The organism is Flavobacterium sandaracinum (assembly GCF_004349135.1).
GTDB lineage: Bacteria > Bacteroidota > Bacteroidia > Flavobacteriales > Flavobacteriaceae > Flavobacterium > Flavobacterium sandaracinum.
Genome location: NZ_SMFN01000006.1, coordinates 45,567 through 59,965, shown reverse-complemented (window position 1 = coordinate 59,965; position 14,399 = coordinate 45,567). Strand labels below are relative to the sequence as shown.

The 14,399-nt window shown below is 34.8% G+C and carries 16 protein-coding genes; 8 read left to right on the top strand and 8 right to left on the bottom strand.

From position 1 onward, the window contains the following. The first annotated feature begins 4 nt into the window (after positions 1 to 4). From E0F91_RS06725 to E0F91_RS06700, 6 genes are all read left to right on the top strand, one after another. The gene (locus E0F91_RS06725; RefSeq protein WP_132065558.1) at positions 5 to 604 is read left to right on the top strand and encodes a thiamine phosphate synthase; all 600 of its coding nucleotides are present in this window, start codon (positions 5 to 7) and stop codon (positions 602 to 604) included. Continuing rightward, the gene (locus E0F91_RS06720; RefSeq protein WP_132065557.1) at positions 577 to 1,332 is read left to right on the top strand and encodes a hydroxymethylpyrimidine/phosphomethylpyrimidine kinase; all 756 of its coding nucleotides are present in this window, start codon (positions 577 to 579) and stop codon (positions 1,330 to 1,332) included. The genes E0F91_RS06725 and E0F91_RS06720 overlap by 28 nt, the downstream gene beginning before the upstream one ends. Then, positions 1,325 to 1,957, top strand: a complete 633-nt coding sequence (locus E0F91_RS06715; RefSeq protein WP_132065556.1) for a thiamine phosphate synthase — start codon at positions 1,325 to 1,327, stop codon at positions 1,955 to 1,957. Before E0F91_RS06720 ends, E0F91_RS06715 begins: the two co-directional genes overlap by 8 nt. Then, entirely contained in the window at positions 1,944 to 2,714 is a 771-nt protein-coding gene (locus E0F91_RS06710) for a thiazole synthase (protein WP_132065555.1), read from the top strand. Before E0F91_RS06715 ends, E0F91_RS06710 begins: the two co-directional genes overlap by 14 nt. A 154-nt stretch (positions 2,715 to 2,868) precedes the next feature. Then, positions 2,869 to 3,990 (top strand): 2-iminoacetate synthase ThiH, encoded by a 1,122-nt coding sequence (gene thiH, locus E0F91_RS06705; RefSeq protein WP_132065554.1) that lies wholly within the window; start codon positions 2,869 to 2,871, stop codon positions 3,988 to 3,990. Positions 3,991 to 4,084: 94 nt separating this feature from the next. Next, positions 4,085 to 4,795, top strand: coding sequence for a HesA/MoeB/ThiF family protein (locus E0F91_RS06700; protein ID WP_132065553.1), 711 nt, complete (start codon positions 4,085 to 4,087; stop codon positions 4,793 to 4,795). A 3-nt stretch (positions 4,796 to 4,798) separates the two neighbouring features. Here the strand turns inward: E0F91_RS06700 and aat are convergent, their stop codons facing one another. The 3 genes from aat to E0F91_RS06685 all read right to left on the bottom strand — a co-directional run bounded on the left by aat (position 4,799) and on the right by E0F91_RS06685 (position 6,824). Further along, positions 4,799 to 5,437 carry a leucyl/phenylalanyl-tRNA--protein transferase gene (gene aat, locus E0F91_RS06695; protein ID WP_132065552.1) on the bottom strand — a complete coding sequence of 213 codons (639 nt, stop codon included), beginning with the start codon at positions 5,435 to 5,437 and terminating at the stop codon, positions 4,799 to 4,801. Positions 5,438 to 5,541: 104 nt separating this feature from the next. After that, positions 5,542 to 5,919 (bottom strand): DUF3127 domain-containing protein, encoded by a 378-nt coding sequence (locus E0F91_RS06690; protein ID WP_132065551.1) that lies wholly within the window; start codon positions 5,917 to 5,919, stop codon positions 5,542 to 5,544. Positions 5,920 to 5,948: 29 nt separating this feature from the next. Continuing rightward, positions 5,949 to 6,824 (bottom strand): flavin reductase family protein, encoded by an 876-nt coding sequence (locus E0F91_RS06685; protein ID WP_132065550.1) that lies wholly within the window; start codon positions 6,822 to 6,824, stop codon positions 5,949 to 5,951. A 174-nt stretch (positions 6,825 to 6,998) separates the two neighbouring features. On the opposite strand from E0F91_RS06685, the gene E0F91_RS06680 reads away from it, so the two are divergent. Further along, a complete protein-coding gene (locus E0F91_RS06680) occupies positions 6,999 to 8,147 on the top strand; it encodes a sensor histidine kinase (protein ID WP_132065549.1) in 1,149 nt (382 codons plus the stop codon). A gap of 1 nt (position 8,148) precedes the next feature. Here the strand turns inward: E0F91_RS06680 and E0F91_RS06675 are convergent, their stop codons facing one another. The 3 genes from E0F91_RS06675 to greA all read right to left on the bottom strand — a co-directional run bounded on the left by E0F91_RS06675 (position 8,149) and on the right by greA (position 10,315). After that, the gene (locus E0F91_RS06675) at positions 8,149 to 9,315 is read right to left on the bottom strand and encodes a transglutaminase domain-containing protein (RefSeq protein ID WP_165930100.1); all 1,167 of its coding nucleotides are present in this window, start codon (positions 9,313 to 9,315) and stop codon (positions 8,149 to 8,151) included. A 99-nt stretch (positions 9,316 to 9,414) separates the two neighbouring features. Further along, a complete protein-coding gene (locus E0F91_RS06670) occupies positions 9,415 to 9,804 on the bottom strand; it encodes an HIT family protein (protein ID WP_132065547.1) in 390 nt (129 codons plus the stop codon). 34 nt (positions 9,805 to 9,838) lie between these two features. After that, positions 9,839 to 10,315, bottom strand: coding sequence for a transcription elongation factor GreA (gene greA, locus E0F91_RS06665; RefSeq protein ID WP_113634059.1), 477 nt, complete (start codon positions 10,313 to 10,315; stop codon positions 9,839 to 9,841). 162 nt (positions 10,316 to 10,477) lie between these two features. On the opposite strand from greA, the gene E0F91_RS06660 reads away from it, so the two are divergent. Next, positions 10,478 to 10,891, top strand: a complete 414-nt coding sequence (locus E0F91_RS06660) for a Rieske (2Fe-2S) protein (RefSeq protein WP_132065546.1) — start codon at positions 10,478 to 10,480, stop codon at positions 10,889 to 10,891. Positions 10,892 to 11,028: 137 nt separating this feature from the next. On the opposite strand, the gene E0F91_RS06655 is transcribed toward E0F91_RS06660, so the two are convergent. Further along, positions 11,029 to 11,463, bottom strand: coding sequence for a hypothetical protein (locus E0F91_RS06655; RefSeq protein WP_132065545.1), 435 nt, complete (start codon positions 11,461 to 11,463; stop codon positions 11,029 to 11,031). Between the two features lie 166 nt (positions 11,464 to 11,629). Further along, positions 11,630 to 14,299: a carboxypeptidase regulatory-like domain-containing protein gene (locus tag E0F91_RS06650; RefSeq protein WP_132065544.1), complete on the bottom strand. Its 2,670-nt coding sequence runs from the start codon at positions 14,297 to 14,299 to the stop codon at positions 11,630 to 11,632. Positions 14,300 to 14,399 lie beyond the last annotated feature (100 nt).

Genomic DNA, 14,399 nt, shown 5'->3' with positions numbered 1-14,399 from the left:
ATAAATGATAGTTATTTCCAATCCTATTTTTATAAAGAATGAAATCAGCACTATACATACTCTTTTTGAGAATGGATTGGAATTGTTTCATTTGCGAAAACCAGAATTTACAAAACTCGAAATGAAAGCTTTCTTGTCAGAAATAAAAGCGGATTACAGACAAAATTTGGTTGTACACAGTCATCATCAATTGGCAGTAGCGTTTGGGATACACCGCCTTCATTTTACAGAAAAAAAACGGAATGAAACGCCCGAAGAAAGTTTGCGTAAATGGAAAGAAAAGAGATTCACACTCTCTACTTCCATTCACAGAATGGCTGATTTTGAAAAATTATCTGTTGTTTTCGATTATGCATTTTTTGGGCCTGTTTTCGAAAGTATTTCGAAACCAAATTACATTTCGGATATTGATTTTGAAAAAGAATTAAAACAAAGAAAAAACAACAAATCTTCACTGATTGCAGTAGGAGGAATTACATCCGAGAGAGTCAAAACTGCATTGGATTATGGTTTTGATGATGTGGCACTTTTAGGTACCATTTGGAACAGTAACAACCCAATAGAAAATTTTAAACTATGTCAACAAATCGCCCTTTCGTCTTAACAATTGCCGGCTTTGATCCATCAGGAGGTGCAGGAATTTTGGCCGATGCAAAAACATTCGAGCAACATCAAGTGTATGGTTTTGCCGTGAATACTGGTAATACCATTCAAACCGAGAACGAGTTCTTCGAAATGCAATGGACTGACTTAGATTTTGTTTTAAACTCAATCAAAAAATTGTTCGACAACTATACTATTAAAGCTATAAAAATTGGAATTGTTCCTTCATTGGATTATTTAAAAGAAATTGTTTTTGCCATAAAAAGGCTTTCGCCAAAAACAAAAATCGTTTGGGATACCGTTTTGAAATCTAGTACCGAATTCCGTTTTACAACCATCGAAAATCAAGCTATTTTGATAGAAATATTAAAGGAAGTTGATTTGATAACACCCAATTATAAGGAGATTTTACAATTGTCTACGGAACAGATTACTGCAGAAGCAATTGCAGAAATCCTTATGAGATATTGTGCTGTTTTACTAAAAGGCGGTCATAATCCAGACCAAATTGGTGTTGATTACTTGTATATGGAAAATGAAATTTTCAGGCTTTTGCCAAAACAAACTTTCCGCTGCGAAAAACACGGTTCTGGCTGCGTATTGTCATCAGCTATTACAGCCAATATAGCTTTGGAACAAGACATGAAAACTGCCTGTACTAATGCAAAAAATTATATAGAAAACTATTTACAATCTAACCAAACCAAATTAGGATACCATTATGTATAACCAATTACAATACATCTCGCAAGGAAACACGGTCGAGGAACAAACCAACAATATTCACCAAGCATTAGATGCTGGTTGCAAATGGATTCAGCTTCGTTTTAAAAAGCATTTTTCTGATGATGCATTCACTTTGGCGGAAGCCGTAAAAATGTTATGCAAAGAATATTCAGCCATTTTTATCATCAATGACAACGTTCATTTAGCAAAGCAATTGGATGCGGATGGGGTTCATTTAGGCTTGAATGACATGAACGTTGAAGAAGCAAGAGTCATCTTAGGAAAAACAAAAATCATTGGAGGCACAGCAAATACTTTTGAAGATGTGCTTCAAAGAACAGCCGAAAATTGTGATTATATTGGTTTGGGACCCTTCCAATTTACAGCTACCAAACAAAATCTAAGTCCAATTTTAGGATTGGAAGGATACCATTCAATTATTGTGCAAATGAAGATAAAAAACATCCAAATCCCCATTTACGCTATTGGAGGAGTCACACTTGAAAATGTAGATAGTCTAATGAAAACTGGAATTCACGGCATAGCCGTTTCTGGTTTGATTACACACACCGAAAATGCATCACAACTTATATATCAACTTAATAACAAATTATATGATACCATTTAAAATAGGAGACAAAACCTTTGAATCCCGATTGTTTTTAGGCACCGGGAAATTCGGATCCAATCAACAAATGGAAGAAGCTATTTTAGCATCCGGAAGCGAGTTAGTAACCGTTGCGTTAAAACGTATCGATTTACAAACTGAAACCGATGCCATTTTAACACATCTGAGACATCCTAAAATTAATTTATTACCCAATACCTCTGGTGCAAGAAATGCAAAAGAAGCCATCTTTGCAGCACAATTAGCCCGTGAGGCATTAGAAACCAATTGGCTAAAACTGGAGATTCATCCTGATCCAAAATATTTAATGCCTGATGCAATAGAAACCTTAAAAGCAACGGAAGCTTTAGCCAAGTTAGGGTTTATCGTTCTGCCTTATATTCACGCCGATCCCGTTTTATGCAAGCGTTTGGAAGATGCTGGAACTTCGGCAGTGATGCCTTTGGGCTCACCGATTGGAAGCAACAAAGGATTAAAAACCATCGACTTTTTAGAAATAATTATTGAACAAAGTAGCGTTCCCGTAATCATTGATGCCGGAATTGGCGCACCATCTGATGCTGCAAAAGCAATGGAACTGGGGGCTGATGCCGTTTTGGTAAACACGGCTATTGCCGTAGCCGGAAATCCGAAATTAATGGCCGAAGCTTTCAGAGAAGCAGTCATTGCAGGTCGGAAAGCATTCGAAGCAAAAATCGCTCAACAACATAATCGAGCAGTGGCTTCGAGTCCTTTGACGGCATTTTTATATGAGTAATATATTTTTGGCCTATTTACATGAAAACCACTGAAAAAATGGCACGCAGATTTTACAGATTTACGCAGATAAAAACTTAAATAAAATCTGCCAAATTCGCAGAATCTGCGTGCCAAAAAACAGCATACTCTTTTTGCAGTAAAAAAACAAAACAATGAAAACATTTAAATCAGTTTTTGATAATTACGATTGGGAAACCATCAAAACCAAAATATACAGCACTACTTCATCACAGGTAGTAATTGCGTTAGCCAAAACTAAACGCAATCTAGATGATTTTCTAGCGTTAATTTCACCTGCAGGCCAACCTTATTTAGAGCAAATGGCACAAATCGCGCATGAATTAACCAAAAAACGTTTTGGTAAAACAATTCAAATGTATGCACCTTTGTATTTGAGCAACGAATGCCAAAACATTTGTACGTATTGCGGCTTTAGTTTGGACAACAAAATCAAGCGAAAAACACTTACCGGAAATGAAATCACATTAGAAATTGAAGTCTTAAAAAAAGCAGGATTTGATCATGTTTTGTTGGTTACTGGCGAAGCAAATCATACCGTAAATATTGATTATTTTCTAAAAGCAATTACTCAAATAAAAAACGATTTTTCCACCATTTCAATGGAAGTTCAACCTCTTTCAATTGAAGAATATGAGCAATTGCATGATGCTGGTATTTATTCGATTTTAGTTTACCAGGAAACCTATCATCGTGATGTTTACAAGCAATACCACACCAAAGGAAAAAAATCCAATTTTGATTTTCGTTTAGAAACACCGGACCGAGTAGGAACTGCGGGTATTCATAAAATAGGGTTGGGTGTTTTGTTAGGACTGGAAGATTGGCGTACGGACAGTTTTTTCAATGCCCTGCATTTAGATTATTTACAAAAAACATATTGGCAAACTAAATATTCTGTTTCTTTCCCCAGATTACGACCGGCAGAAGGAGTGATTGAGCCCAACTTTATCATGGATGATACTGATTTGACCCAACTCATTTGCGCTTACCGTTTGTGGAATGAAGATTTAGAAATCTCCCTGTCAACCCGTGAAAATCAAAAATTTCGTGATAATATTATTCCAATAGGGATTACCAGTATGAGTGCTGGTTCTAAAACTAATCCTGGCGGTTATGTCGTTGATCCGCAATCCTTGGAACAATTTGAAATCAGTGACGAAAGATCCGCTTCTGAGATTGCAAAAGTCATTTCTAGTAGAGGATACGAATCTGTGTGGAAAGACTGGGATAAAATATATAGTCTAAAAGTCTAAGGTCGAAAGTCCAAAAGTGAGTTTAAAAAACTTTAACCTTTTTGGCTTCCAGACTTTATGACTTTTGACTTTCTAACTTTAAAACATAATAAAAATGAGTGTTATTCAGGATTTTTTACGCTACAACCGACAAATGATGTTATCGGAAATAGGTGATTTGGGACAGAAAAAACTAAAAAAAGCAAAAGTTTTAGTGATCGGTGCTGGCGGATTAGGGTGTCCGATATTGCAATATATCGCAACGGCTGGTGTTGGAACCATAGGAATTGTAGATTTTGATGCAATCGAATTACACAACTTACACCGACAGATTTTATATACCGAAAAACATGTTGGCGAATCAAAAGCAATTACAGCAAAATCGGTTGTGCAAACTTTAAATCCATTGATTGATATTATGGTCTTTGAAGAAAAACTAACTTTAGAAAACGCTACACAAATCATCCTAAATTTTGATGTAATTGTTGATGGTAGCGATAATTTTGCTACCCGATATTTAGTAAACGATACCTGTGTACTGTTAGGAAAAGCATTAGTCTACGGCAGCATTTTAAAATTTGAAGGACAGATGGCAGTTTTCAATCATAATGGAAGTAAAAATCTTCGTGATTTATACCCTGAACCACCGAATCCAAAAGAGGTTCTCAATTGTAATTTAAATGGCGTTTTGGGAACGCTCCCGGGGATGATTGGCACAATGATGGCACATGAAACGTTGAAACTGATTATGAATTTACCAACATTGGAAAATGAATTGGTTCTTTTTGATACGCTGGATTGGAGTTTTAAGAAGTTGAAATTTTAAGTGTTATTCACTTTTCAATATCTCCATAAAATCAGTTCTTTCTATTTCTCGACAGCCTAAACTTTCAAGATGTGGATTATAAACTTGGCAATCCAACAGTTTGTAATTTTCTACTTTTAATTTTTGAACCAAAGCAATGAAAGCCACTTTTGAAGCATTTGACACTAAAGAAAACATACTTTCACCACAAAAAACGTATCCCAAATCAATCCCGTATAATCCGCCTACGAGTTGCTCATTTTGCCAAACTTCGATTGACTTTGCAATTCCTAGTTCGTTCAGTTTACAATAAGCCTCAATCATATCATTGGTAATCCAAGTCCCATTTTGCCCGTCGCGCTTGATGTTTTGGCAGTTTGAAATTACGTCTCTAAAATTCCGATTGAAAGTAACTTTGAAACTATCTCTATTCAGAATGTTTCGCATACTTTTTGAAACAATCAATTCATCTAGAAATAAAACCATTCTGGGATTTGGTGACCACCACATAATGGGCTCCCCATTTTCAAACCACGGAAAGATTCCGCTTCTGTAGGCAAGTAGTAATCGTTCCGGAGATAAATCCCCTCCAATGGCTAAAATACCATCGCGATTGGCTTGGGAAACAGGAGGAAAAAATAAATCTGGAGATAAATAATACATTTTTACATTTCAAAAATAAATGGCAATTTCAAAAAAAATAAAAAAGTCAGAAATTCAAGTAAAAACTCAAACTTCTGACTTATAAGTTCTAACTTTTTTATCTCTTAGAATGGCAAATCGTCAGCTTCTTCTTCGTTTAGGTTGGTTGCTGGTGCAAAAGCTTCAGCAGCAGGCATTGGAGGCATTTGCGCAGAAGTCGCTTCAGCAGCTACTCTTTCTACTCTCCATCCTTGAATAGCATTAAAATATTTAGTCACTCCTTGTGGATCAACCCATTCGCGTCCTCTTAAATTGATAGAAACTTTTACGGCTTCACCAACTTTAAAACTATTCAATAAATCACATTTATCTTGTACAAATTCCACTAAAATATGTTGTGGATATTGTTCTTCCGTGGTTACAACTAATTCTCTTTTCAAGAAACTTCCGCTTCCCACATTTTTTGCATCCCCAAGCATTTTAATTTTTCCTGTAACTTCCATCTTCGTTATTTTTAATGTTATTTATATTCTTATTTTTTTGCCAAAAGCACTTTCCAAGCAGACAAAACATCCTCTTCGTCCAGATATTTTTTTGCCTCTAAGTGTACTTTATGCTGATCATCAGCACTCAAAACGCCTTTCACAGCAAAATTCTGTTTTACAAATATACTAACTTCTTCCATTGTAGGCAAGGCTTCTATATTCCCCAACATGCCTAAATCATTTCCGTTAAAAACTGGACTTTCCTTTATAAAATTTGGAATTGCATCCACCCCAATTCCTAAAGTTGACAATGGTTTTGGCACTTCAAAAAGTCCTTGGTTGGATCTGGAATACCAATTCCCTCCTAACCTGGAAACTAAATCGATTTTATATTGATCAATAGCTCCATTTTCGTCTAAAACAGATTCGGAAATATGAATACGTACTACTTCACAAAGTACTAAATTACCAGCTCCACCTTCGGTTCCCAAAGGAATAATCTGAGTGACTTTGCATTCAAATTGAACAGGAGATTCTTTTACTCTAAACGGTTTTACGACCTCTGAAGCAATTGGTGTCAAGCCAGATTTTATAAACTCATCTACGCCATCAGCATACTCTGTACTGGCCAGAGAAATTTGCTGCACCATGTCATAATTGACCACATTAATCACTACCTCACGAGTAGCTTCAACGTTCATTAAGGTATGTTTTATCGAATTATCACGCACCCGTCTTGCTGGCGAAAATATAAGAATAGGCGGATTAGCACTGAACACATTGAAGAAACTAAAAGGCGATACATTAGGATTCCCATTAGCGTCCATTGTACTAGCAAAAGCGATAGGCCTAGGCCCTACAGAACTTTGCAAATACCCTTGTAACTTTGCCGTTTCAATACTTTTAGGATCAATAGTAATCATAATTTTTATTTATTTCTTAAAGATACAAAAGTAGACAATTGAATTAAGTTTATGAAGCAGTTGTGTTGAAATAGAATGAAATTAGGTTTTAGATATTTCAAAAATAAATTCTTTGATTGAAACTAAAATACAAAAGCTTTTATTTCGTTATATTTATCATTCAAATTTTCATTTATGCAGTTTTCTGAAAGAAGAAATACAACCCGTTGGATTATCATTTTTGCCTCTTTTTTTATAATTTCCTTAATTCTTTGGAACACTTACACTTTTTTTCAAATTTTTAAAAATGAAGAACGCTTAAAAATGAACCTTTGGGCACAAGCCCAAAAAACACTGATTAACGCGGGCGAAAATACAGAAGTCGAACTTCCACTTCAGATTTTCAGCAACAATACTTCGATTCCCATTATACTTACTGAAAATGACAGCATCATAAATACCGTTAATATTGATGAGTCCGTTGTAGAAAACAAGCAAAAAGCAATCGCTTTTTTACAAGACTTAAAAAATGAAAATGAGCCAATTGTAATTGAATATGTCCCTGGAAAATTTCAAAATTTATATTATGGTAATTCTGCTTTACTTAATAAATTAAAGTATTATCCTGTTGCCTTAGTACTTATTATTGTTTTATTTGGAAGTTTGGTTTATAACTTTTACCGGAGTACCAAAATGGCTACGCAAAATAAACTTTGGGCCGGAATGGCCAAAGAAACCGCACACCAGATAGGAACGCCGCTCTCTTCCTTGATTGGCTGGGTCGAACTCTTAAAATCTGAAAATGTAGACGAAAGTACCACATTCGAAATTGAAAAAGACATTGAGCGTTTGCAAACCATAACCGATCGTTTTTCTAAAATTGGTTCCGAACCCAAATTAGAAAACAAAGACATCGTGGAGGAAAGCTTTCAATCTTTTGACTATTTGCAATCCCGATTTTCTAAACAAATTGAGTTTTCGTTCAAAGCGCCAAAAGCTCCTATCTTGGTTTCCTTGAATCCAACATTACACAGTTGGACCATCGAAAACTTAGTAAAAAACGCCATAGATGCGATGAAAGGCAAAGGAAAACTAGCCTTAGAAATTGAACAAGAAGGAGATTATGTAAAAATAAATGTATCAGATACCGGCGGTGGCATCCAGAAAAATCAATTCAAAAGTATTTTCGAACCTGGTTTTACAACCAAAAAAAGAGGTTGGGGATTAGGCCTTTCATTGACAAAAAGAATCGTGGAAGAATACCACAAAGGAAGCATCAAAGTCTTACATTCTGAAATGGGAAAAGGAACGACGATGCAAGTGACTTTAAAAAAGCTAATCTAGTTTAACGAACTCTAAACTGTGCGACTTTAAAAAACATCGTTTTTCGGGCTATTTTTGACTTACTTAAATAGGCATCTACAAACTTTGCATGTTCCTCGGCTTGGGCCAAAGCTTTACTTATCGATTTTTTTATTGAAGCAACATTAGCAGCATTTTCATTCCCTACAGAACCAACTTTGTGAATTTCATTTTGGCACTTAGCCAGTTTTTCTCTTGGCGCATCAATCATAATACTGATTTCACTATCCGGTAAAGCAGGTTTAAACGTGTTATTTCGATAGTGAATAAAATCATTCAACATTACAACAGCCTCATTCATTTCATTTACAATAGCATTCAATTTTTCAATATTGGAATTGTATTTTATGTACGCTAATCGCTTTTTTTTGCCTTCATACCGTTCTACTATCATGGCGTTTTTCAACCCGTTTTTGGCTATTCTGTCTGCTGAAGCAAACAATTTATCTTCCTCTGACAAACCATTATGTTTTACAATTTCTTTCTCAAAATCATAATATTTCTTGGTTTTGTTGATTTGGATTTTCCCTTCATAAAACTGATTATTGGTAATAGGATAATTAGAAAATTGCCATAAATAATCAAATGGTATGTGGGAAACAATTATTTTAGTGGGTTCAGCCTTAAAATAATTATTATTCAATTTTTTAAAAAATTTCCCGTTATTAACATAGCCGGAACCCCAAGTTGAATCAAATACATACCACTTGTTATCAATTTTGGCCACTGTCCAAGCGTGAGCCAAGTTACTTACGTTCCCGTTTTGCTTGGTATATCCTTCAATGATGTAGGATTGAATTCCAATTTTTTGGGAAAGATCATTAAAAACGGAAGCATAATGAATACAAACGCCTTTTTTAGTCTTCAACGTCTTTGCGATTTTTTCTGAAACTGTTTCATCAAAATTCACTTTATACATTCCGGGAACATCATAACTAATATTTGATGCGGTCCAGTAGAAGACGGCCCTGATTTTATCTGTTTGTGTTTTAAAATTAGTATTGATATACTTAGCAATTGCTTCGGTTGAAGTTGTTGCATTAACAGGGATAGCAGCCATTTTAGCATCGACAACAGCGTATCCGGCATTAACTTGTCCAAAACCCAGCAATGTGAAAAAGAACCAAAACAACAAAAAAATGTTTTTCATAGTGTGTAATGTAGGCTTCATAAATCAGAAAAGGGAACAGGTTTGCACCCATTCCCTTTTAAACGAAAACCATACCAAATTATTTTATTTCAAAAAATACTATAAATTGGTTTTTATGCTTGTCGCCAAAGCTTCAAATTCGTCTTTGGATAACGTTACTTTATTTTGAAAACGCATTTCATCCATTTCATTCAGCGGAATCAAATGAACGTGTGCATGTGGCACTTCAAGTCCTACCACAGCCATCCCAATGCGTTTGCAAGGAACCGTTTTCTCTAGAGCGATTGCAATTTTTTTTGAAAACTGCATCAGCCCGAGATACAAATCATCTTCCATCTCAAAAATCTTATTGATTTCTTGTTTTGGAATACAAAGTGTGTGTCCTTTTGCATTTGGATTTACATCCAAAAAAGCTAAGAAATTTTCATCTTCAGCAATTTTATAGCACGGAATTTCTCCGTTTATAATTTTAGTAAAAATACTTGACATGTTGAATCAATTAATCGTTTGAATCTTTAACTATTTAATCGCGAGATATTTCTAAAATTTCAAATTTCAAAACACCATTCGGAACTGTGATTTCAGCAAATTCACCCACTGATTTCCCTAGTAATCCTTTTCCAATTGGTGAAGTCACAGAGATTTTTCCGGTTTTCAAATCGGCTTCACTTTCCGCAACTAATGTATAGGTCATTTCCATACCATTGGTTTGGTTTTTGATTTTTACATTGGATAAAACCAATACTTTAGAAAGATCTAAGTGAGATTCGTCAATTAATCTCGCGTTCGAATGCACTTCTTCTAGTTTAGCAATACGCATTTCCAGCATGCCTTGTGCTTCCTTGGCTGCATCGTATTCAGCATTCTCTGAAAGATCGCCTTTATCTCTTGCTTCAGCAATATCTGCAGATGCTTTTGGACGCATTACGCTTTTTAAATAATCCAATTCTTCTCTTAATTTTTTTAACCCTTCTGCGGTGTAATACGATACTGTACTCATAACTTCCTCATTTATATAAATAGAAAAAATCCCATCAGGACGGGATTTCTTTCCACAAAGATACTATTATTTTTTTTTCGTCTATAAATATATGTTAATCATATATAATTCAAAGTTAAATAAATTAAATTTGTTTCACTAATACTTTGACACTATTTTAAAATGAAAAAAAACCTACTGCTTTCCTTTCTAATTCTTTTCTTTTTTTCTTGCAGTGATTCTGGGGTTAACAATAACAATCCCTTTATTCCTAATTACACTTTCACTATGGACCTCAATATGAATTTACCAACTTATTCCAGTCTTAAATTTGTGAGCAATGCAGTTTACGTTCCTAATATTGGTGCGCAAGGCGTAATTGTTTTTAATACCGGTAGTGGATACAATGCGTTTGATGCGGCTTGTCCCAATCAAACCATAAACGCCTGTTCAACGATGACCATAAACGGAATTAATGCCGTATGCGGTTGTGACAATGTTACTTATAGTTTATTTACGGGGCAAAGTTCCTTGCAATATCCTATGAAACAATACCGAGTGCAAGTAAATGGAGATGTGTTGCGCGTTTTTAATTAATTTTATGGGCAGGATAGAAAAAAAAGGATACACACTACATAAGGAAAGGCAGTATTTTTTTGCTGTAGGGCTAGTTCCTCCACTCTGGTTTATAGCTTCACTATTTTTAAATCAAACTCTTTTTACTGTCAACAACATTATTTTTTATCAAAAGTATACCGAATCCCAATAAGACCCCTGAGGATTGCATTATCCTCAATTCTAAATACCGGTGTTAGTTCTAAAACTAGTGCTATTTTTTTTAAATTCTTAATTGGAAAAATCTCAAGAGTCGCAGGAACCACCAATCCATTTATTTCATCAAAACCCCTGAATGGACTTAGATTAACTCCCAATCCAATCGAAAAACGGTGGTATTCTTTGGTTTCAAAATTATAAAACACATTAGCCTCAATTGGCATTTCTGCAAAATAATAATTAGTAAACACTTTCAGCTCCGCACTAACATCCCTGTTTTTATTAGTATTAAATCCCACCGCATAATTTGAAAACCCGCTCACTGCTATTTGGGAATGACTGGTAAGGCCAATAAAAAACAAAACGATGATGAGGATAAGTTTAAAATTTGTCATTTTTACTACTGGATTTAAATCTTTAAATAGTTCTTTGATTAGCCTTAGTAAATATCAAAAAAAGAAAATATTGATTAAGAATTTATTTAATTAATTAACAAAAAATTAACGAGTTTAATTTTATATTCAAATTCGTAATCCTCTTGCTTTAATGTGTTTAAATTTATCACAACTTATAACTCACCGAAAACAAAAACACCCTTGGCAATACGAAAGTAGTGCGCTCGCTGATTAAGTAATCCGAGAATGAATAATCGTTTTTGACTTTGTTATTGAACAAATTATTAGCGGTTAATTCAAATCCAAAAGGACTATTTTTCTTTTGATAGCGCAATGAAGTATTAGCAATATCATAAAAGTTACTTTGATTGTTGTTGTTTGTGTTTTTGAGATTTTCGTAGCTGATTTTGTAGGTCCAGAATTTTGCGATGCTGATATCAAAATCAGAGGCAATCGCATCGGTTTGAAAATTAGATCTGGTTATTCCTGAAAACTGACTAAAACCTTTGGTATATCCAACACTAAAGCCTGGCCATTTTTTATAAGCTGTTTTTAATACAACTCCCATTCTCTGATTGTTTCTGTTATTTGAAGTTTCAATAGTATTGATGGTTTGAAAATAGTTGAACCAACTTAAATTAGTATTGAAACGCAAATTAAAACGGTATATTTTTTTAGTAAAAGCTCCACTAACATTATAATTGGTCTCTGGATTGTCGCTCAAAATAGGCGTATTGAATTGGTTAATTCCATCCAACTGAATTTCATTCCGAATCGTTTTTACTTTTTGGTTAAAACTAGCCATTGCGTTCCACGTTACGCCGCGGTACAAATTCATTTTTGAATAGCGCAAACTTGTATTGTGATAACGCTCGTTTTGTAATAAGGCATTTCCCTTGTACACCAAGTTATAATTTTGCAAGGTAAATTGATCGGCTAATTGCGTTGCTTGGGGGAAACTGTTTTCTAATTTGTAGCTAAAGTTTAAAGTTTCAGATTTATTAAACTCATAATCACTATTCCATTGTGGTTGAAAAAGTGTTTTAGAGAGTGACTGATTTCCTGCTTTTTGTTCCGTAATTAAATGATACCAATGCAAATATAAGCCTGGTTTATTGGTCCATTTTCCTATTCTAAATTTGTATTCGAGTCCCACATATGCATCGTTTAACTTATATTTTATAGCATTCCCAAAACCATTTAAAGCAAAATCATTGATCGTTCCATTCGTCAGTATCTGTTTCTCTGAAGTTTCAAAACGAGAAGCCCCGTAATTGTTTCCCACATTCGTATACAAATGATTGAAATTATCGATAATCCAATAATGCTTGAACAACGCATCTACACTATTGTTTTTTACTTTCTTGATTTGCTCTATGCGATAAGAACTGTCATCTTGCAACGGAATTAATCCCGCCAAGAAGGGCTGATCGGTAAACCAATTGGTTTGTGGCGTATTATAATCGTACGCTTGATTGATTACTAATGTGGTGGTGTGTTTTAGATTGTAATTTTTATGCCACTCAATATATTGTTTTATTGCTGTATTATCTGCTTTGCTTATCGTTTCAAATACACTAGAGTTAAGACTTGTTATCGAATTGATCGTGTTTGAAATCGCGTTGGTAGTCGATTGGTATTGTCCGTTGTAGTACCATTTCTCTTTAGCGCTAGGCGAATAATCTAGTTTGATGTTACCAATACCAAGAACCGAACGGCTATCACCATTTTGTGCTCTATCCTCAAAAGCAAATGCGGTGTTTTGCAAGTATTCGTTATTGGTTTGGGTTTGTGAAGCCGTCAACACTTTCGAAAAAATAGAAAAACCAGAAATAGAAAGCTTGGAAGAAGTGTCGTGACTAAAATTGAAGGCACCAAACTGAGAGGTATTCTGCACCACATCTTGGTTGTCATTGGCAAAGGAATACAAATTAGTCAATGATTTTCGACCCGAAAGAAAGGTACTCATACCACCGCCAAAACGCATTAAATCATCAAAAGTAAAGGTGCGTTTACCAATGTTATTCAAATCCCCTATAAAACTCACGTTCGATTTTGGACTGTAATAAAACAAAGCGGCATGTCCTAGGTAAAATCCATTGTCCGCATTACCTACTTCGGCACCAGCCTCAACATCACCAAAAACAAATTTCTTTTTATCGGCTTTGAGTTTTACATTCATTGCCAATTCATCGCTATCAGATACTTGCTTCATAAAACCCACTTCGTTAAAGTGGTCTATGACTTCAATTTTATCCAGTGCATCAGCTGGAATGTTCTCCACTGCGAGCTTTGAGCCACCACCAAAAAAAGATTTGCCTTCTACCAGCATTTTAGTGACTTTCTTACCTTGTACGGTAACGCCTCCATTTTTATCAACCTCAACACCAGGAAGTTTTTCTAGGATTTCTTTCATTTTGCGTTCGTTGCCGTTTGCAAAACTTTTAACGTCAAACGTCATCGTGTCTTTCTTGATCACAATGGGTTTGAATTCGTGTTTGATCACAATTTCTTTGAGTTGCTCTCCGGTAGGTTTTAATTTAAAATCGTGCGAAGTCACGACAGCATCAGCATCTAGAATGAATACTTCCTCTACAAACCCAATGTACGAAACGGTGATTTCATACTTTACTGCTTTATCCAGCTCTAAGCGGTAGCGTCCTTTATTATCTGCAATAGCAAATTTTAAGCTTGCTTTTTCCTGCAACGGTTTTGCAATGACATTGGCAGATTCTAATGGTTTATTACTATCATCAGAAACTACTCCTACTAGACTTTTTGTTTGGGAGAATGAAAAAAAAGAAAAAAATAGTAATAGATATATAAACTTATTCATTTATTTTAGTTGAGAAATAAATCCAAATGGTGTTGCTCTATGTAAATTATTCACTGTTGGGATTTTTTTGATTTTTAATTACGAGTATATAAAATTAATT

Bases quoted from the DNA above. Each gene is read 5' to 3' on its own strand.
- E0F91_RS06670 (WP_132065547.1), bottom strand. From the start codon at position 9,804: ATGTCAAGTATTTTTACTAAAATTATAAACGGAGAAATTCCGTGCTAT.
- E0F91_RS06675 (WP_165930100.1), bottom strand. From the start codon at position 9,315: ATGAAAAACATTTTTTTGTTGTTTTGGTTCTTTTTCACATTGCTGGGT.
- E0F91_RS06680 (WP_132065549.1), top strand. From the start codon at position 6,999: ATGCAGTTTTCTGAAAGAAGAAATACAACCCGTTGGATTATCATTTTT.
- E0F91_RS06720 (WP_132065557.1), top strand. From the start codon at position 577: ATGTCAACAAATCGCCCTTTCGTCTTAACAATTGCCGGCTTTGATCCA.
- E0F91_RS06655 (WP_132065545.1), bottom strand. From the start codon at position 11,463: ATGACAAATTTTAAACTTATCCTCATCATCGTTTTGTTTTTTATTGGC.
- E0F91_RS06710 (WP_132065555.1), top strand. From the start codon at position 1,944: ATGATACCATTTAAAATAGGAGACAAAACCTTTGAATCCCGATTGTTT.
- E0F91_RS06650 (WP_132065544.1), bottom strand. From the start codon at position 14,299: ATGAATAAGTTTATATATCTATTACTATTTTTTTCTTTTTTTTCATTC.
- E0F91_RS06725 (WP_132065558.1), top strand. From the start codon at position 5: ATGATAGTTATTTCCAATCCTATTTTTATAAAGAATGAAATCAGCACT.
- E0F91_RS06690 (WP_132065551.1), bottom strand. From the start codon at position 5,919: ATGGAAGTTACAGGAAAAATTAAAATGCTTGGGGATGCAAAAAATGTG.
- E0F91_RS06700 (WP_132065553.1), top strand. From the start codon at position 4,085: ATGAGTGTTATTCAGGATTTTTTACGCTACAACCGACAAATGATGTTA.
- E0F91_RS06715 (WP_132065556.1), top strand. From the start codon at position 1,325: ATGTATAACCAATTACAATACATCTCGCAAGGAAACACGGTCGAGGAA.
- E0F91_RS06660 (WP_132065546.1), top strand. From the start codon at position 10,478: ATGAAAAAAAACCTACTGCTTTCCTTTCTAATTCTTTTCTTTTTTTCT.
- thiH (WP_132065554.1), top strand. From the start codon at position 2,869: ATGAAAACATTTAAATCAGTTTTTGATAATTACGATTGGGAAACCATC.
- aat (WP_132065552.1), bottom strand. From the start codon at position 5,437: ATGTATTATTTATCTCCAGATTTATTTTTTCCTCCTGTTTCCCAAGCC.
- greA (WP_113634059.1), bottom strand. From the start codon at position 10,315: ATGAGTACAGTATCGTATTACACCGCAGAAGGGTTAAAAAAATTAAGA.
- E0F91_RS06685 (WP_132065550.1), bottom strand. From the start codon at position 6,824: ATGATTACTATTGATCCTAAAAGTATTGAAACGGCAAAGTTACAAGGG.